Source organism: Shouchella lonarensis (genome assembly GCF_900096965.1).
GTDB classification, from domain to species: domain Bacteria; phylum Bacillota; class Bacilli; order Bacillales; family Bacillaceae_D; genus Shouchella; species Shouchella lonarensis.
The window spans coordinates 140,763-159,434 of sequence record NZ_FMYM01000007.1 but is presented as its reverse complement, the minus strand read 5'-3'; the positions used below and the strand labels follow the sequence as shown (position 1 = coordinate 159,434).

Below are 18,672 nucleotides of genomic sequence, written 5' to 3'. Positions count from 1 at the left end.
CTTTGCACCACCCAGCCTCATAAGTTTTCCACAAAAAAGAAAAAAGTCCTGCCCGAAGACAAAACTTTTTAAAGAATACTTTACAAATAATAAATGAACGGTCGATCAAACGAAGGTGGCGTCTCTGCAATCATTCTAGAAAATAGATTGAATCCGTACAAGTTGACGAAAATAATCATACTAAGCAAACGTTCTTGCGGCTTCGATTGAGGATAGAGCCAATCTATTGCTTCATCAAATTTCCTTAAATGTACAGCGTGCTTTCCTCGTACCTCTTGTAGCATCTTTTCTTTAAGAAATTGAAGTTGTTGCTGTAACTTTAAATGATTTTCTTCACTGAGTTCTCGTAACGTTGGACTCATTTGCCTCGCTAATTGTCTCAGTGGCCTGTGTGCCTGCTCAATTTCCTTTTGTGCTTCATGAACAACATCCTCAATGGACAGTGATTGTTTTTTTTCTAACCATGACTCTCGCTTACGTATTCCTTCTCCTGCAATATACGCAGCAGCTGATTCGCTCTGTTCTAAGAGCCACTTTTCAATATGGCGTGGCACAATGGTTGCAGATAGACGGGGAACAATGGGCGGTATCTTCAATCCATATAATGTAAACACTTCTTTTAGCGTTGCCCAATAGGATAATTCTCCCGGCCCCGCACTAAATGCAAGCGTCGGGAGCAGCCATTCCTGCATGAGTGGACGCGTAACAACGTTGTTGCTAAACCGTTCCGGTGTTTCCTCCACCATGGCTAACAACGTTTCTCTCGTATAAGAAAGGTTGGTTCCTTTAATAAAAAAATGACCGTCAGCATAGTCTAGTCGCCGTCTCGTTCCGTCGATAGTTAAAAAAAGATGCGCATTTTCACGCGCTGTCACAAGCGTAGATGGATAACCTAGTTTGGTCAAAGCTTCATTCCCCGCCTGCTGCATGTTTTGCAATTCTTCTGTTTGCTGGATAAGCGCACGGAAAAACGGACGCTCTAGTTGACGTATCGCCTGATCACCACTATCCAAGTAAAGTAAGCCCTCTTCTGCAAATAACTTGTGCATCATTACCTGGAAAAAATCACTGTATGTTTGCGACGTCTGCGCTGCCTCTAATAAAAACGCTTGTAAATGTTGCGTATGCATTGTTTCTGGCAAGGAAGAAAACAATTTCTGACTCAGTACTGAAAATGCTGCTTTTGGAAAAGCCTTATCAGTAGCAGATTCATCTGTTCGTTCATCTTCTAATACATGCTTCTGCCAACCACGAGTTGCTTTCATATACACAAAACGTATTTCATCTAAATCATGGTCTTCACCCGCTACCCAAAAAACGGGTACAACAGGACGTTGCAATGTCTGCTCATAGTGGCGTGCCATTATAATAAGTGACATCGCTTTATAAACTGTATACAATGGACCTGTCAATATTCCTGTTTGCTGACCACCAACGACGACAAGAGACTCGTCTTTCCTTAATTTGTGAATATGATTTAAGCAGGGTTCAGCATGTGGTAATCCAGCATGTTTCTTTTCAAGCTCATCACATAACGCTTGCCGATGAGGAAAAGAGCGTGCTGAAATATCAGCCACGCGTTCCCGTAGCCAGTTTGCGTCATGAATATCGTAAGAAAAGCGTTTTTGACATCGCGCCGGTTGTTCCAGATAGTCATATAAAAGCCCTTGTAAATGCATCTTATTTAGCCGCTCAATCCTCATTTAATGCTCCCCTTCGCTTTCCTATGTATATCTCTACGCCTTCATCATAGCAAAAAAAACGAGTGAACCCAAACAAGATGCTTGCAACACTCAATGATCGTTTCTATTCACGAGCAAGTGAGATAAAAATGCTATGCACGGGGCGGCTTTCTTCTTTCTGTCTGCTTCCTTCAGTAAATAGCCCATAATGGCTTCCGTTTCTAAACGCCTTCCCACCTCGTAATCAGCACGCATGGATGACGTATTATCACTTGTCTTTTGACAAACTGATACAACGCGCCGCCATAACATGAGCCAATCTGCATCTCTATTTAGCACCGAGATTGCTTCACGAAAAATGGTACGCATCGCTTGTTTATAACTCGGCTCGGTGAGCAACGCCCCATTTTTCACACCTAATAGTGCTGTCAGCGGATTAATACACACATTGACAATCAACTTATCTTCCAGCATTTCTTTATAGTGACATGCTCTTTCAATCTGCAGAAAAGATGTTTCCACAAAAGATTCCGTTGTGAATAGGCGAAAAGGTGCCACACGTATACGTCCAAGTCCGGTCACTTCCACGCAAGTGTCCGTGCTTTTTTTGACGCCATATTCAACACCCGCAACATAGATGTCTCCCTGAAGTGATGAAATGATATCAAGGTGGGACATCCCATTTTGGATAAACAGCCATTGCCGGACAGCCATATTCTTTTGGAAAAATGACTGCAATGCGGTTGCCACATCATATGATTTTACGGCTACGATCAATAAGTCGAAAGACATAGGGATGGCTTCATTGGTCGTATTAGCTTTTACCTCAGCCGTGTATGACAATAAACCGTCTACACGAATCCCTTCCTTGTTTAGTCGACACGCTTGCGCAGGTCGTCTTGTGAATACCATCACGTCTGCACCCTCTTGCTCGTATGCACTCGCTAACAATAACCCAATCGCTCCAGCGCCAATGACCCCCACTCGCACTTCCTCACCTCTTTTCATCCGTATTGTACCAAATATTCTTGTTGACACAAAGCGATTTCTCGTGCGTACTGACACTATTTTGTAGTAAACTAAAATAGGAATGTTATTTCATATAGGAGGAAAGCACCATGGCACACATTCAAGTAAAACGGCTACTTGTCAATTATAAGACACTGGAAGAGTTTCGCGCATTTCGTGAGTACGGCGCCGCGGAATTGTCAATGAAAGATGACTTAAATGAGAGCATCATTGAAAACGATAGTGAATCACCCTTTTATGGCATTTACTATGGAAAAAAATTGGTGGCGAGAATGAGTCTTTATCGCATCAATGCACAATTTGACCGCTATTTTGAACCACCACAAGATTTCTTAGAACTTTGGAAACTTGAAGTACTACCTCCTTATCAAGGAAAAGGTTACGGGCGCGCACTGGTTGACTTTGCAAAACAATTCAATTTGCCGATTAAAACGAATGCTCGTCAAAGTACTGGCGAATTTTGGGAAAAGCTTGGCTTTGAATCTGTGACGTATAACGAAACACGTGACCGGGGCGAAAGCCCTTATGTATGGTTTCCAAATGGTGTACAAGAACAAACCGCACAAACAAACTAAAAACAGGCGGGCAATATGAGAAGTGCACCACATTATGGCTTCACTTCTCATATTGATGCCCGCCTTACCTTTTATCACATCGACTTTTGGGTCTCTCCCGCACGATCTACCGTTAAATGACGTGCACGCTCCATAATGTCAATTAATGCCCGATAATCCTTCGCAATCGTTTCTTTCTCTTTTTCAAGTGCTTCTAAACGTGCCCGCAACTGCCTATTTTCGTCTGTCAATGCATGAACATGTTGGTGATCTGCTTGTTTATCGCCTAACTCCTGCAAATAAGCAATGATCATATCCATGTTAATGTTAGGCGGTGTGGCCCTCTGCATAGACGACTCATTCTTTTTGTAAAAAGATATCTCTTTCTTTTGTAAATCTTGTTCGTGTTGCTCTTTTCGATATCTTTGTCTACTCGAAACCCGTTTCCTTTTTGCCATCTTAATTTCTGCTTCATATTTTCTGCGAATGGTTGAGTTCCATCGAAACCCGCAAGCAGCACTCGTTCTAGACAATTTTTCTGCCACCTCTTCAAAGCCAGCTAACTGTGTTCCACCTTCACGAATGTGCCTTAACACTGTTTCTGCTAACAACAAATCTTCTTCTTCCGTCCACGCATCTTGGCGATTAGCGACCATTTAAAAAACCTCCTCTTATCACATGGAAATAGTAAAGTGTATGCACAAACCCATTCAAATAGACTTTATTCTATTACTATAAGATTCCCTTTATCCTAGGAAAATATGCGATAGACTACATATTTACGCATGAAAAAAACTTAGTACCTAGGTACTAAGTTTTTTTCATGCGTTCCGTATTTATTTTGCTGAGACATTCTCACCCTTGTAAGATCCACACTCTCCACAAACACGGTGTGAAAGCTTATACTCTCCACAATCTGGGCATTTTACCATACCTGGCACTTCTAACTTATAGTGCGTACGGCGCTTATTTTTTCTCGTTTTAGATGTTCGTCTAAATGGTACCGCCATTTGTAACACCTCCTTATCGTTCTCAAAACTAAAACAATCTCAATCCTTTTCCTCAAACAAGGTCGCTAACTGTGCCAAACGCGGATCAACTGTTGCCTGCTTAGATGCCTCAGTGATGAGCGCCCATCCCTGACCTTCCGACGGAGCCAGCACCTCTGAAGGGTGATCGGCATAAACTTGAATAGGAATTTCAAGAAAAATCCGCTCACAAATGGCTGGTAGCAAATGAATGTCTTCATTTGTATACGTATAAACATCTGCTTCATCAAGGGTAGGCGGTGGTTGCTCTCCTTCTGGTACAAAATGTGCTGTCCCATCTATTGAGAATGGAAAAGAAACATCTGCTAACGTCCTCGCACAAACCAATGTTAATGTCCCTTTCACCGTGAACGAACAAGTGTACACATGCCGCCTCGCATGAAACGTCACAGCAAACGCTACTGGTGTCGCCGCACGTATCTCTTTATGTTGACAGAGCTGTGTAGCGATATCCTCTGTTCCTTCAAAGGAAAGGGGCTGAACACGAGCGTTTTGTAATTGTTGCATTGTCCATTTCATATGCTATTCACCTCATAAGGCAACAAAAATTATTATAAGACTACACAGCTAGAATGTCAATCTTTTTTCTTTACACAAGGCTGTTGTTTTACAAGATCGATACGTTATAATGAACAGTATAAAGACTAATTGTACTATACATACGGTTGATTTGCAAAGAAGGGGACGAGGTTACATGAAAGCTGTTGGTGTTGTTGTCGAGTATAATCCTTTTCATAACGGTCACTTACATCATTTACGTGCCGCAAAAACTGACACAGGTGCACACATATGTATCGCAGTTATGAGTGGTTCTTTTTTACAGCGAGGGGAACCAGCCATTGTGTGCAAATGGACAAGAACAAAGATGGCACTTGCCTGCGGCGTCGATGTGGTCGTCGAACTCCCATATGCCTATTCCGTGCAAAGCGCCGCTCGTTTTGCTGAAGGAGCGACCAATATTTTAGCCACCCTTGGCTGTACACATCTTCACTTTGGCAGCGAAGCCGGTGACATCACCTTATTTCATCAACTTGTCCAATTTATGAATGAAAACAAAGAAGCTTATGACTTCGCTATAAAAGAACACATGCAAAAGGGCGTAAGCTATCCAAACGCAAGCGCAGCGGCATTTCGCACCTTGGCAAATGGCAATGAAACATTATTAAGGCTCGATCAACCAAACAATATCCTTGGGTATCATTACGTTTCGTCCATTACACAGCAACATCTCCCTTTAATTCCCGCCACCACCGTGCGCAAACAAGCAGGCTTTCATGAAAAAAATATTCATGATGAGCATACCATTGCAAGTGCAACAAGTATTCGTCATGCACTATCATCTGGCCAAGAACTATCTAACCTTTCGCGTGTGATGCCTAAAACAACAATTTCAGCGCTGGAAAAATATATGCTACAAGTTGGGCACTTGCACACGTGGGAGCGCTACTTTCCATACTTACAACACCGATTATTGACCACACCTCTTTCACACATTCGTACGATTGCAGAATGTGAAGAGGGGATTGAGTTTCGCCTAAACGAGGCCGTCTACGAAGCTACCTCTTTTGCTGACTGGTTACAGCATGTGAAAACAAAGCGCTATACACAAACCCGGATACAACGTCTGGCAACACACTTATTAACGGGTACCACCAAAGAGATGCTTTCTTACATTCATGAGCAACCTGTTCCATATATTCGCTTGCTTGGCATGTCTACAATAGGACAGACCTACTTAAACAAAAAAAAGAAGCAGCTTTCATGTCCCATTGTGACACGTGCAGCCGAACTCAAACACGCCTCTACGCTAGGCGCGCTCGATTTACAAGTTGATCAGGCATATGCGCTAGCACACCCACCAGCTATCACACAACGCATATTAAAGCAAACGTATAAACAAGCACCTATTCGTATATAAAAAACACGCTGTTCTAAAAGGTCCTTTTATGACCTTTTAGAACAGCCCTCCGTTTTCTCTGGTAATGTCTTTAAAAAAGTAAGCGCATCTTGCAATGTATCTACAGGAACTATGTCCATTTCCGTCCCGATCGCCTCAGCCGCTTTTTTTGCTTCAACATAGTTCGAGTTAGGTGCGCCATATTGATGAGGAACAAAGAAATATGCTGCACCCTCGTCATCTGCAGCAACCACTTTTTGATTCGCTCCACCAATGGGGCCTACTCTCCCCATCTCATCGATGGTACCTGTACCCGCAATACAATGTCCTTTTGTCAAGTTTTCAGATGACAACTGTTGATAAACTTCTAGCGAAAACATCAGTCCAGCAGACGGACCACCAATTGCCCCTGCGGTAATCTCAACATCGGGAACAAATGTCACCGTTCGATCCGTCAGTGGTCCTTGGATCCCGATCCCAGCTCGCTTAGAGATCTCACCCTCACGCGCTGGCAATTTGGCAAATGTTAACGATTCCGTCTTTGCAACACCTGCACGCCGAAAGGTGACAGAGACCGTGTCACCTTCTTCGTATGAAGATAACACCTCTAACAACTCCTCTGCCGTCTTTACATCTTGACCATTAATTTGCTTAATGACATCCCCAGATTCTAAATAACCTTCAGCCGCCATCCCTTTCACAATACCAGACACATACACCCCATTATTAGTAATATTGACGCGACCATGAGAAGAAGCCGTGTAAGCAGCAATTTTAGCGTTATCTTGAGAAATCTCCATCATCACACGTTGACGTTCATCATACTCTTCATCTGTTAACTCTTCTGGTGCAGGATGTAAAGAGCGGAACGGACTTAAGTAAGACCATGCGGCTAACAAAGGAGTCGCGTGCGCTGTCTGAATCGTTGTTAACATAAACGTACCTGAATGTTCCTTCTTAGAACCATCCACATGAACCATTTCCGTTAAAGGTTCAGCCATACCTGGTTGGCTGTAATAGTAAGGAATTTTTATCCAGCCAAGCAAAAGTAAAATTATAAATAAAACGACCCAACGCTTCCAAGAAAACTTTTTTATGATTGTTTTCTCCATAATTACCTCCACTCTTTCAACAAAGCTTTTATCATTGGTAATTCCGCCCGACATGCCTCTGCACCTTGTTCAATTAGCTGGCTTGTCTGCGAAAAGTCTAGTGGTGCTGAGTGCTTTAAAATTGGACGAATATGTATGTCTCCTAAATGAATCTGACCGCGAGCCAATTCTCTACCCATAATATCCATTGTTTGCATTAAAATCTCGTACACAGATGGTGATGAAAGCGTTGATCGGAAAAAAGAGACGTCAACAGCAATGACCACATCTGCACCCATGTCACGCACAACGGAAACTGGTACACGCTCAACTACCCCGCCGTCAACAAGCAATCGGCCGTTCATCATGACAGGTACGAAAATGCCTGGAATAGACATGCTTGCCCGTACCGCGCGTGCAACATCACCGGACTTCAATATGACACGTTCACCAGCATTTAAATCTGTTGCAACAACACACACTGGGGGATCCAATGCTTCTAAGTAACCATTTTTAGCAAGCATACGTATGAGCGTCTCGATTTTTTTCCCCGCAATGAGTCCTTGTTTAGATACTGTAAAGTCTATATAATCCTTTCGCTTAAAAAGTTTCGCAAACGTCTCCATCGTCTCCACAGTATGACCTGTCCCATACATCGTAGCAACAAGTGCCCCCATGCTGCTTCCGGCAATAAAATCAATCGGGATTTGTTCCTCAACCAATGTTTTTAAAACACCAATATGAGCAAACCCCCTTGCACCACCAGATCCAAGAGCAAGGCCAATTTTAGGTCTACGCTGCACTACTTATGCGCCTCCTTTATATTACCTGTTCCGCTTTCCTGTTTCAATCTTATGGCTTTCAATCAAAAGTTAGAAGTAAGAAAGGCCATGTGGAAAGTCAAGAACAGTTGCGCTTCTAAATTGGACAGCAAAAGCGTACTTTTTATGAAGTAGGAAAAGCCTTCTCAACTTCTCACTTCCTACCTCCAACCTCAAAACTGGTGGTGCTTTTATGCGGGCAGTCCCAACAAGATTCTTTTCAAAAACAAGATTGTTAGCAGCTTTTTCTATCATCTGCACAGGCGCCTTGATTGCAAATCCTCAAGTAGCAATAGATGCATCCATTCGGGGTCTTTCTATGTGGTGGTATGTTGTTTTCCCCTCACTTTTACCGTTTTTCATCATGTCTGAATTGCTCATCGGTTTTGGCGTCGTCTCTTTTCTCGGTGTTCTCCTAGAGCCCTTCATGCGACCACTTTTCCGTGTTCCTGGACATGGTGGCTTCGTCTGGGCGATGGGACTAGCAAGCGGGAATCCCGCTGGGGCAAAATTAGCTGTACGCATGAGGCAAGCGAACGTTGTCACGCGCATCGAAGGGGAGCGGCTCACCTCATTCACAAGTTCTGCGAATCCATTGTTTATTTTTGGCGCCATCGCCGTTGGTTTTTTTCATCATCCAAATCTTGGGCTTCTTCTAGCTATTGCCCACTATGGTGGGAACATCCTTGTCGGTCTTTGTTTTCGATTTTATGGCACAAATAACGCACAACGAACGACCATTCAAAATCACAATGATAGAGAAGGATTTACCCGCCTCTACAAAAATCGTATACAAACGGAACAAACATTAGGGATATTACTTGGTGATGCTGTGCGCACGTCTATACAAACGTTATTACTTATTGGCGGTTTTATCATTTTATTCTCGGTATTAAGTGAGTTATTGACAACCATTGGTCTGTTAAGTATCGCCGCAACAGCCATGTCTGGAATCTTTGCCATCATCGGTCTGCATACTGATCTTTCTAAACCATTTATCGCGGGTATATTTGAGATCACGATTGGCATTGAACAGATTAGCACGCTTCCCTCCACACCATTAGCAGCACAAATCATCGTCACATCTTTCATTCTTGCTTTTGGCGGCTTATCCATTCAAGCACAAGTGGCAAGTATTCTCGCTGAATCAGACTTACGTTTTCGTCCATTTTTTTATGCCCGGTTATTACATGGCTTGTTTGCGGCACTGCTAACAGCGATTCTTTTTCAACCTTTGTATGTACAGCATGCCGTCGAAACAACCACGTTCGCACCATTCAATGACGCTATTTTTGGTACGACCATTTGGGCGCTATTACAACAATATGGTGGAGACATGACGCTCATTGCCCTCATTGTGTTCATCTTTTTAAATGCACGAAAACAGACGAGGCCGGTTTTTCACTAAACATTAAACTTTTTTCCGAGTGCATCTGCAACTGGTGCCGGCACAAGCGCGGATATATTTGACTGATAAGTTGCCGCTTCTTTCACGATACTAGAGCTAATAAACGCTGTCTTTGGATCCGTCATTAAACAAACCGTGTCAATCTCGGGTGCTAAGTGACGGTTCAACGCGGCAATCGACATTTCATAATCAAAATCAGTCGCGGAACGTAACCCTCTTACAATGACCGTAGCCTGTTTTGATCGGGCATAATCGATGAGTAACCCATCGAATGATTCAACGATGACGTTCGGTCTACTTTTTAACACTTGTGCTAGCATGTCTATTCTTTCTTCTATAGTAAATAACGGTTTCTTTTGTTGATTGATGAGCACCGCTACAACGACTTCATCAAACATCGCTGCGGCACGGGTAATCAAATCAACGTGTCCATTTGTGACGGGATCAAAACTCCCTGCGCAAATCGCACGTGTCATCTTTTTTCTCCTTTCGATATAACGATATGACTGTTTGTCCATACAACGCTTCACGGTGGCACACAAGCGTACCAACACATTTTTGTAGAGAAACAGCGCGATCATGCTCACACACGACAATACCTTCATCAGCTAACAAATTGTACTCCGCTATTGACGACAACAACTTTTCAAGCGATTGTTTCGCATAAGGGGGATCAAGAAACACAATTGAAAATTGCACATCCCGCTTCGCTAACGCTTGTAATGCCCTCGAAGCATCATTTCGATACACTTCGGCTTGTTCAATCAGCTTAGTATGTGATAAATTCGTGTGAATCGTTTCAATCGCTTGTTTTGCGCTATCAATAAAGACACACGTTTCCATTCCTCGACTTAACGCTTCAATACCAAGCCCGCCGCTACCAGCGTAAAGATCAAGCGCTTTTCCACCAGAAAAAAAAGGCCCAATCATACTAAAGAGCGCTTCTTTCACTTTGTCCGTCGTCGGACGGGTGCCACTCCCGGGAACAGCCTTTAAACGCAATCCCTTGTGCACACCTGCAATAATTCTCATACGATCACCCATCTACTGTCATTTTTAACCCCAGCACTCTTACATGTATAAAAATAAATACATGCGTCTATACTGACGAGTAGCAGCACAGAATGTGTTGCGACAACCGCAGAGAAGACTTACGTTTCCCCATAAGTTCTTCCTCCGGTTTCTCCTCTCCCATAGCCATGTAACATCATGGCAAGGCGCCTCTCCTTATAAGAGGCGCCTTTTTTTCGTAAAGAGCAAGAACAGCTTACACCACATGGTCTTGAGCTACTTCAACTAAATACCCAATTTGTAGTCATATTCTTTCGCTTTATCTGGTTTCGCATTTTGAAAATCTGTCGCAAGGAATGGGCGCATCGACACTTGCACATCTTTCACAAAATGGAGTGGGGCAATCTTATCCATCGTTGCCGCTACTTTTTCTTGGTCACAATAAAAAAGAACATATTTCATCTTTTTGGACACATATTGAACATGACCAAAACGGCGAAGTTGTCGCGCATACTTTAACGACGTTAACCATACAACAATCCCTTGACGATCCCGACTTATCATACTCGCCTGTGCCCCCTACCTATGCTATATCACACAGTCTATCATAGCTATTTATCACTTACAAACAATCTTGCTGCCCTTTGCATATGAAATAAAAAATCGTCTGCGTACTCATCCACAACCACACGCTTTACCAGTACTACAGCCACCACTACAGGAACGTTGATCAAAAAACGGGTTGCCCGTCGGGACCTTAATCGATGGTGAAATCGCTTGCGCTAAAATGGCACTTACTTCATTTAGACATGCTTCTAAATCAGCTTCAGCCTGTTTGAAATCTATGACGATTGGATCTTTATCTAATTCACGTTTCACCGTTCGGATTTCTTGTGAAACTTTCGCATAATCAGGATGATACTTTCCAAAACGCTGTACTTCTTCATGCGCTTCTTTCACCACCGCAAAACGGTTCATTTTTTCTTGAGCCGTTGCACACTCATTTAAACGCTGACGTGCTATTTTATACCGCTCGAATACATCAGACATTAACATCACTTGTGAAAAGTCCTCTGACGCTGCCATCATTCTCACTGTATCCATTGTCCCAACCACGCAAATCCCTCCTTACAACATCATTGTACACTTTTTTATTGTTTTCCTCTAGAGGGATTTGCCATTCCACTTTAACTATTGAACAAGTGATTGCACCGTCTCTTCAAGCGTGCCTTTTCCCATTTTCATCATTTCCATGAGCATCATCATGACATTCACATTATTTTGCATCTTCTCTACCCGTTGAGGCAATGTTTTTCCATAATAACGTTTGGCTTCTTGTTCCATTTCTCCAAGACGCGCTGGCTGTCGCGCTAACAAACGATACCAAACCGGATGATGTCTCATAAATGTGCGTAACTCCTCATCCTCTAGTAAACGCCTGCGAATGTCTCCTCTCATGATACATCACCCCTAGTCTTTCCGAAAAGAAAATGGTGAGTCATTCTCTTTTCGAGCTGTTGGCGCCGTGGGTTTTTGAAATGTCTGCACTAAATTTTGAATATTACCGAGGACTGCACTGAATTGTGCTAAATGACTTTGTAAGTCTTGCACATTCATTTTCTTCATCATCCCAAGCAGCTGTCCCATCATTTCACCGTTGTCAGCACCTTCCTCGTCTTCTTCTGCACCCTCAGCTTCAGGCTGTTCGGGTTCTTCTGGCGCGTCAGTTTGCGCATATTCTCCCTCTGTTTGTCTATACGACTGCCAATATTCATGACCTTCACCCAGTATCGTCCATTCCTCAAACACATTTTGCATTGTCTTTTTTCCTGATTGGATATCACGCATCACACCTGGATGAGCTTTAATAAAACTTTTAAACGCTTGCACGGAAGGATGGAGGTTGTCTTGTGCATCCATCAATATTCACCCTCTCTAAAATAAAATATACAGTGTATTATATCTTCACAGCTAGGCAAACGTGCAGAGGTTTTTGCTTCTTTTTTCCTCTTTTGTTACACTGAATAAAGCACATCTCTCCAACCTACATAAAAATCGACACCGATGAAAGAGGTGATCATGATGACTTGTAATAACAAAACTTCTACCGCAACGTGGATTGAAAAAGGTGAACACATCGTGGATCTTAAAAGTAAAATACAAACGTTTATGTCAAAAGCAAGTAAAGAAGATTTGACCATCCTTTCAAATATTGTCGATGGATTACTGGAAAAACAAGCGGATCAACACCAAACGTACCTCTCTGCTATTACCCATGTTACCCATGACCAACGAAATGAAGATGAATTTGAGTTGCAAGCCCCCATCACGCCACTGCTTTATAACCCATTAAAAATGGTACACGGCGGCATTACCGCAACATTGCTAGACTCAGCCATGGGTTTACGTGCGGTTCAATCATTGCCCAACCATCTGGCTGCGGTCACGTCTCAACTAAACATTCATTATATTCGTCCAGGATTTGGCTCTCGGTTACGTTGTGTTGCACGAACTGTCCATACAGGGAGACAACTTGTCGTCGTTGAAGGAGAGACTTATGACGATAAAAACCGGCTTGTTGCAAAGGCAACTGGCACTTTTTATGTCATTCCAAGAAAACCACATGAAGAAGCAAGAATGTAGCATACCGAAATACAGCGGTCAATCGGCGGAAGTCAGATGCAAGTTCACTCGACGATACATGGCTTCCTTGAAATCCTCCAATCTGAATATTGGATTCTGATTTCTGACTTCTGGAAGGTTGCATCCAAAGCCCATTCGTACTATGATAGGAATGAGACATTTTCGTCTAATAAGAGGGGGAACGACTGTGAAATTTACTGAAACGAATTTAGAAAACAAAGAGCTGCCATTCTCTATTGTCCATTACGCTGCTGAAACATTAGGGTTTGTCCATGCAGAACAGTGGGACTATGAACGTGTCATGTTTGACTACAAAATTGTCCACCACGACGGAACGTTTTATTTGCGCATTCCTGCTTATGCAGTAAAAGGAGATATGCCACACCCTTCAACTACCGTAAAACTTATGACGCCTATCCTTGGAAAATACTACTACCCTCACGGTGTAGAGTATGGTGAAGAGACGTTTCCACAAGCAGTGCTTGACAAATGCCGCACTAAGCTAACCTCACTTACAAAAACCATTGAGCAAGAACTGCAAGAACTTTAAAAGAGGGCTGTCCGCTGACAGCCCCTTTTCCTTTTGCACCATTTAATTTGAACGATCAATAATTGTATACAGACGGTACTCACTTTCTGATCCTTCTACAATCCAATAACGGACAGAACGATTCACATCCTCCAGCTCACCATTCGGTCTTTCAATTACTACATGTTCGTCTACGTCTACCAACAAATCTCCTGCTTCTTGATCGCGGTAAACACCGCCCACTTCAAATGAGACAAGTGATTTTGTTGCTGCTTGTTTCGACAAGTCTTCTACATAACGGTGAAACGCCTGCGAGAAAGATGTATTTGGAAGAAAATACGTTTCTTCTAGTTCGTCCACATCTCGCTTATTCACCGCATCAATCATTTCCTTCTTATATTGCGTCACAAAATCGACCACTTTTTGTCCATCTTCTTTAGAAAGAGGGGTCAAATCCGTTGGCTCCTTCATCCCACACCCCGCCAGGAAAACAACAAATAATAACCCAACTACCGTATACATCACATCTTTAGCATTCACACAAAAACCCTTTCCTGTTAAGTTAATCACCTTTAGCTAAAGGCACAAGATTAGTAATAAGGCGCGATTAGAAGATAAACGAGCACGCCTGTGAAACTAACATAAAGCCAAATAGGCATTGTCCAGCGTGCAATTTTTTTATGGCGTTCGTGTTCCATGTTCCACGCACGTGCGACACTCGTCAATGCAAGCGGGACGATGACAGCTGCCAACACAATGTGCGTCACAAGCACAAAATAGTATAATGCAGCCATCAAGCCACTTCCACCATATGGTGTTGATTCCGCCAATAAATGGTGGGCAACATACGTCACTAAAAACAATGTTGTGGTCACAAATGCGGCATAAATAAATCGCCGATGTAACTGTGTTTTCCCTTTTATTATCGACACAAGTGCCGCTAATAAGAACAAAAACGTAAATGAATTTAAAATCGCGTTTGTCCGTGGCAAAATGGTTACATCAAAGGCATCAAAGTCTTTTACACCAGGCAGCCCTGATAATATACCAATAATACCAATGAGCACAACTGAAATCACAATAATTGCCGGACGATAATTTCGCTTTTTTACTGGTTTTTGTAAATCCTTTTCCACCTATCTCACTCCTCTACGCATGACCTCCTTCAGTATACTACAAAACAAGCCATTCCTTGAACAACTATGCGGCAAATTTTCCACACTTCTAGACAAAATTATTCGCTAAAATAGCCGCTTCATAATTCATGCAGCCTCCACATATGATATTGAGATGATAATTGCGTGTTTGAATGGGGACAGAAAGGAGTTGCCTAATGATTACAATTAGCTTATGTCTCATCGTAAAAAACGAGGAACATACACTGGATCAATGCCTTTCTTCAGTTGAGGGCGTTCCTGATGAAATTATCATTGTAGATACTGGCTCTACAGACCGAACAAAGGAAATCGCTCATAAATGGACCTCACACGTATATGATTTTGAATGGATTGACGACTTTGCTGCTGCACGTAATGCTTCCTTTAGTTACGCCACAAAAGAATACATTTTTTGGCTTGATGCAGATGACGTGCTGACGCCTCGTGAAAAGAAGAAACTAATTGAGTTAAAATCATCTTTACCGTCACACGTTGATGCAGTCGCAATGAAATACCAAATGCTACACGGCTTTGATTCAAATGCGACTTCTCATACGACCCGTTTACGGTTAGTGAAGCGAGAAAAAGGATTCACGTGGAAAGGCATTGTCCATGAAGACTTATCCATTGACGAACAGTACCAGTATTTTAATTCAGACATCATTGTTACTCATACAAAAGAAATGAGCAATCCTAATGGGGCACCTTCACGAAGAAACATTGACATTTATGAACGCCACCTAGCAAAAGGTTACGACTTAAACGTTTCTGATATGTTTCATTACGCTAGAGAGTGTGTCGTGAACAAAGAGTATGATAAGGCGATCACTTATTTTGAGAAATGTCAGGACAGCTCGGAGATCTCATTGGAAAACAAAATCTTCCTACTCCACAAACTCGCTACTTGTTATGTCATGAACGGACAACCGGAAAAAGAGTTACCCTTAACGCTAAAAGCATTATCGCTTGATACCCCTTATCCCGCCTTCAGCTGTCGAATGGGCGAACATTTCTTAAAACAAGGACATGTAGAAGCAGCCATCTTTTGGTATACAACTGCTTATAAACAACCATTACCTGCCCGTTATTCTTGGTCTGTTGCTGATAATATCTACCATACATGGCTTCCTCATCACCAACTTGCACATTGTTACGAAGGAATTGGCGACTTAAAACAAGCGCAATTTCATAGAGAACAAGCAGCGTATTATAAAAAACAAGGCGGACCGGCGCATCCAGCTTCCAAACTGACCACCGAGCCTACTCATCTCACATCACCACAGGAAAGCTTTGAACAGCAACAAGCGGGAGAGGATCGCCTGCATATTCATCGTGGACTTCACGCAGACACATTCTCATTTTTGAAATCGGGCACCCCTTTCATTCAAAAACAATTCCGAGATACGCCAGAGGCAACAGCATGCTTTCACAACGAAAAAAGGGCACAAGAAGTTTTCTCCAAGTTTTCATGGTTACCAAAATGGCACACAAGCGACGAGCGTTCTTTTACAACAGACATGTATGCAATGGATAACCGACTAGACACATTGTCCCATGTCCTATCTGAATCGGCTAAAGACGAAGTGCTAGGGCAAATTATGTCAGTTATTTTAGACCTTTATGTTAAAGGATACGCCCACCGTGACATACACGCACGAAACATCTTTTGCCACAATGGTGTCCAACTAATCGATTATGAATACTTAATAAAATATCCAGACGATCATCTTCCGCTTTTTCTTGAAAGCTATGACATTACAGGTCAAGGGTTACCTAGTCCTTATAATACACAAAATATGGGCTTCTTAAATACCCATCCTTTATCTATTAGCCGTGTCTTTCATGCAACATTAGACAAAGCTATACGTACATTAGGCACAACACTTATTCATGAACTCACACAAGTCTCTCAAGACTTTCAAAAGAAAGAAGGCAGACACCGACATAGTTTCTCACGACCTTACTGTTCATTTTCATTACCAAAGCTCACCGTCACACCGCAAATGGCACAACGAGATGGCTCCCGTCGCTTAAAGAAATTTGAGATTAAACAAACAGATTTACGCGAAAAAACATTACTCGATCTAGGTTGCCATTATGGCGGAATGCTTTTTGAGTCTCAAAAATTACAACCGAAAATGAGTCTAGGAATTGAATTTGATCACAACAAAGTGCACATGGGGAGAAAGGTTGCAGCACTAAATCATTTGACCAACGTACATTTTAAGCAAGGCGACATCGATCATTTAACAGCACAAATGATTGATGGACCGTATGATATTGTATACAGCCTTGCTATGGAAGCACATGTAAAAGACCCTCACCGTATGTACCAGTTACTCGGAGATGTTACGAAAGAACTTTTACTTTTTGAAGGAAATGCCACGACCCATGTTGAGGAAGTGAAAGAAAAACTGCAAGCAGTAGGCTTCCAAAAAATTGACTTTATCGGCTTTTGTGATGATGATTTCATGGACGTTCATAATAACCGCCCACTTTTTAAAGCATGGAAATAATCACTATTGTATGAGGAGCATTGTCTTATGACACAGCAAAACATGATTCACCATGGATTTCACTCTATAACATTCCCTTTTTCTCGTTCTGATGAACGCTATATTCTCAAACACTTTCTTAATACAACAGAAGGAAACACCTTTTTTGAAACAGAAAAATTGGCCCAATCATTATTTCATATGTTTCCTTGGTGCCCTTCATGGAAATGGCATACAACCCGTATATTTGTTACAAAAATGTACCCTCCAGCACATCGTTTAGATAAAATCGCTCTCCATATGACAGAAGCAGACCGTGAAAATGTACTCGGACAATTGATGTCTGCCGTACTTGACATGTACACCACAGGATATGCTCATCGCGACTTACATGCAGAAAACATTTTCTTTCATGAAAACAAAGTGAGGCTCATTGATTACTCATTTATGGAAAGATACACTGGTGCGCCCCCTCCCTTTTGGGAAAGCTACGATATTACTGGCGCAGGACTGCCTAGTCCTTATAACACCCAGCATGTTTGTTTTTTAAAACAAACTTTCGCCGCTTCCGTCAGCAAAACATTACAAGCTTCATTAGAAGACGCGAAAATTGCACTACAAAAAGAACTTATAAAATCACTTACACTTGCTTCTGTCACATTTCATTCTCAAGGGAAAAGACACTTACCAAGTGTCTTTCGCCCCTACAGTTCTTTCATACTTCCAGACCTACATATCCTACCAGAAAAAGCCCAACGAAACAGCACACGCCGTTTACAACAGTTTGGCATCACGGTCGATGATCTTGAAAACAAAACATTGCTTGACTTAGGCAGCCACTGTGGCGGCATGGTCTTTGAATCGCAAAAATTTAAACCACAACATAGCTTAGGTGTCGAATTTGATGATGACAAAGTTCATATCGCAAAGAAAATCGCTGCCTTTTCGCATCTAAAAAATGTCCACTTTATGCAAGCTGACATTGATCACATGACGATTGCTGACATAAATAAAGCGGACGTTGTCTATTGTTTATCCATTGTTTCACATCTAAAAGACGCTGATCGGTTGTATTCGTTGCTAGGAAGCGTAACAAAACAATTATTGCTTTTCGAAGGAAACGCACGCACAAATTCAAGCGACGTGAAAATGAAGCTAAAGGCAGCAGGATTTAAAAAAGTGACCTTTCTTGGTTACTGTGATGATGATGCCCACCCTGCTTATCATTGTCGCCCACTCTTTAAAGCGTGGAAGTAATCATAGATGAAAGTGAAAAAGGCACATGCAGTAGAAAAAGAAAGACAGG

General features: G+C 42.3%; 22 protein-coding genes. 7 read left to right on the top strand and 15 right to left on the bottom strand.

The annotated features are described in order from the left end of the window. Positions 1-80 precede the first annotated feature (80 nt). Both bshC and BLT29_RS08940 read right to left on the bottom strand, forming a co-directional pair. A complete protein-coding gene (gene bshC, locus BLT29_RS08945; RefSeq protein WP_090775969.1) occupies positions 81-1,703 on the bottom strand; it encodes a bacillithiol biosynthesis cysteine-adding enzyme BshC in 1,623 nt (540 codons plus the stop codon). Positions 1,704-1,793: 90 nt separating this feature from the next. Then, a complete protein-coding gene (locus BLT29_RS08940) occupies positions 1,794-2,720 on the bottom strand; it encodes a 2-dehydropantoate 2-reductase (RefSeq protein WP_141769877.1) in 927 nt (308 codons plus the stop codon). An 80-nt stretch (positions 2,721-2,800) separates the two neighbouring features. Here BLT29_RS08940 and BLT29_RS08935 point away from each other — a divergent pair, with 80 nt between their 5' ends. Then, a complete protein-coding gene (locus BLT29_RS08935; protein WP_090775967.1) occupies positions 2,801-3,286 on the top strand; it encodes an N-acetyltransferase in 486 nt (161 codons plus the stop codon). A gap of 74 nt (positions 3,287-3,360) precedes the next feature. Here BLT29_RS08935 and BLT29_RS08930 read toward each other — a convergent pair whose 3' ends face one another. The 3 genes from BLT29_RS08930 to BLT29_RS08920 all read right to left on the bottom strand — a co-directional run bounded on the left by BLT29_RS08930 (position 3,361) and on the right by BLT29_RS08920 (position 4,833). Continuing rightward, positions 3,361-3,921: an RsfA family transcriptional regulator gene (locus BLT29_RS08930; protein ID WP_090775966.1), complete on the bottom strand. Its 561-nt coding sequence runs from the start codon at positions 3,919-3,921 to the stop codon at positions 3,361-3,363. 180 nt (positions 3,922-4,101) lie between these two features. Then, positions 4,102-4,275, bottom strand: coding sequence for a 50S ribosomal protein L32 (gene rpmF, locus BLT29_RS08925; RefSeq protein WP_090775965.1), 174 nt, complete (start codon positions 4,273-4,275; stop codon positions 4,102-4,104). Between the two features lie 39 nt (positions 4,276-4,314). Continuing rightward, a complete protein-coding gene (locus BLT29_RS08920; RefSeq protein ID WP_090775964.1) occupies positions 4,315-4,833 on the bottom strand; it encodes a YceD family protein in 519 nt (172 codons plus the stop codon). A 175-nt stretch (positions 4,834-5,008) separates the two neighbouring features. Here BLT29_RS08920 and BLT29_RS08915 point away from each other — a divergent pair, with 175 nt between their 5' ends. Beyond that, the gene (locus BLT29_RS08915; RefSeq protein WP_090775963.1) at positions 5,009-6,232 is read left to right on the top strand and encodes a nucleotidyltransferase; all 1,224 of its coding nucleotides are present in this window, start codon (positions 5,009-5,011) and stop codon (positions 6,230-6,232) included. 26 nt (positions 6,233-6,258) lie between these two features. Here the strand turns inward: BLT29_RS08915 and BLT29_RS08910 are convergent, their stop codons facing one another. Next, positions 6,259-7,323: a SepM family pheromone-processing serine protease gene (locus BLT29_RS08910; protein WP_090775962.1), complete on the bottom strand. Its 1,065-nt coding sequence runs from the start codon at positions 7,321-7,323 to the stop codon at positions 6,259-6,261. A gap of 2 nt (positions 7,324-7,325) precedes the next feature. Then, a complete protein-coding gene (locus BLT29_RS08905) occupies positions 7,326-8,105 on the bottom strand; it encodes a patatin-like phospholipase family protein (RefSeq protein WP_090775961.1) in 780 nt (259 codons plus the stop codon). Between the two features lie 211 nt (positions 8,106-8,316). Between BLT29_RS08905 and ylbJ the strand changes: the two genes are divergently transcribed. Then, the gene (gene ylbJ, locus BLT29_RS08900) at positions 8,317-9,531 is read left to right on the top strand and encodes a sporulation integral membrane protein YlbJ (protein WP_090775960.1); all 1,215 of its coding nucleotides are present in this window, start codon (positions 8,317-8,319) and stop codon (positions 9,529-9,531) included. Here the strand turns inward: ylbJ and coaD are convergent. The 6 genes from coaD to BLT29_RS08870 form a co-directional block, all read right to left on the bottom strand. Then, the gene (gene coaD / locus BLT29_RS08895; RefSeq protein ID WP_090775959.1) at positions 9,528-10,007 is read right to left on the bottom strand and encodes a pantetheine-phosphate adenylyltransferase; all 480 of its coding nucleotides are present in this window, start codon (positions 10,005-10,007) and stop codon (positions 9,528-9,530) included. The genes ylbJ and coaD overlap by 4 nt on opposite strands. Then, on the bottom strand, positions 9,976-10,563 hold the full coding sequence (rsmD, locus tag BLT29_RS08890) for a 16S rRNA (guanine(966)-N(2))-methyltransferase RsmD (RefSeq protein WP_090776013.1): 588 nt from the start codon (positions 10,561-10,563) through the stop codon (positions 9,976-9,978). Before rsmD ends, coaD begins: the two co-directional genes overlap by 32 nt. A 264-nt stretch (positions 10,564-10,827) precedes the next feature. Beyond that, positions 10,828-11,106: a YlbG family protein gene (locus BLT29_RS08885; RefSeq protein ID WP_176763873.1), complete on the bottom strand. Its 279-nt coding sequence runs from the start codon at positions 11,104-11,106 to the stop codon at positions 10,828-10,830. A gap of 111 nt (positions 11,107-11,217) precedes the next feature. Next, the gene (locus BLT29_RS08880) at positions 11,218-11,658 is read right to left on the bottom strand and encodes a YlbF/YmcA family competence regulator (protein ID WP_090775958.1); all 441 of its coding nucleotides are present in this window, start codon (positions 11,656-11,658) and stop codon (positions 11,218-11,220) included. Positions 11,659-11,733: 75 nt separating this feature from the next. Beyond that, entirely contained in the window at positions 11,734-12,000 is a 267-nt protein-coding gene (locus BLT29_RS08875; RefSeq protein WP_090775957.1) for a YlbE-like family protein, read from the bottom strand. 12 nt (positions 12,001-12,012) lie between these two features. Then, positions 12,013-12,462: a YlbD family protein gene (locus tag BLT29_RS08870; RefSeq protein ID WP_090775956.1), complete on the bottom strand. Its 450-nt coding sequence runs from the start codon at positions 12,460-12,462 to the stop codon at positions 12,013-12,015. A gap of 162 nt (positions 12,463-12,624) precedes the next feature. On the opposite strand from BLT29_RS08870, the gene BLT29_RS08865 reads away from it, so the two are divergent. Both BLT29_RS08865 and BLT29_RS08860 read left to right on the top strand, forming a co-directional pair. Next, the gene (locus tag BLT29_RS08865) at positions 12,625-13,185 is read left to right on the top strand and encodes a PaaI family thioesterase (RefSeq protein WP_245701188.1); all 561 of its coding nucleotides are present in this window, start codon (positions 12,625-12,627) and stop codon (positions 13,183-13,185) included. 187 nt (positions 13,186-13,372) lie between these two features. Continuing rightward, complete coding sequence (locus BLT29_RS08860) at positions 13,373-13,735, top strand: YugN family protein (protein WP_090775955.1); 363 nt, start codon at positions 13,373-13,375, stop codon at positions 13,733-13,735. Between the two features lie 42 nt (positions 13,736-13,777). Here the strand turns inward: BLT29_RS08860 and BLT29_RS08855 are convergent, their stop codons facing one another. Both BLT29_RS08855 and BLT29_RS08850 read right to left on the bottom strand, forming a co-directional pair. Continuing rightward, on the bottom strand, positions 13,778-14,254 hold the full coding sequence (locus BLT29_RS08855) for a TcaA NTF2-like domain-containing protein (RefSeq protein ID WP_090775954.1): 477 nt from the start codon (positions 14,252-14,254) through the stop codon (positions 13,778-13,780). Positions 14,255-14,304: 50 nt separating this feature from the next. Beyond that, complete coding sequence (locus BLT29_RS08850; protein ID WP_090775953.1) at positions 14,305-14,850, bottom strand: DUF420 domain-containing protein; 546 nt, start codon at positions 14,848-14,850, stop codon at positions 14,305-14,307. A gap of 197 nt (positions 14,851-15,047) precedes the next feature. Here BLT29_RS08850 and BLT29_RS08845 point away from each other — a divergent pair, with 197 nt between their 5' ends. Together BLT29_RS08845 and BLT29_RS08840 are read left to right on the top strand one after the other, a co-directional pair. Beyond that, positions 15,048-17,387, top strand: a complete 2,340-nt coding sequence (locus BLT29_RS08845) for a glycosyltransferase (protein WP_090775952.1) — start codon at positions 15,048-15,050, stop codon at positions 17,385-17,387. A gap of 27 nt (positions 17,388-17,414) precedes the next feature. After that, a complete protein-coding gene (locus tag BLT29_RS08840; RefSeq protein ID WP_090775951.1) occupies positions 17,415-18,623 on the top strand; it encodes a class I SAM-dependent methyltransferase in 1,209 nt (402 codons plus the stop codon). The last annotated feature ends 49 nt before the right edge of the window (positions 18,624-18,672 follow it).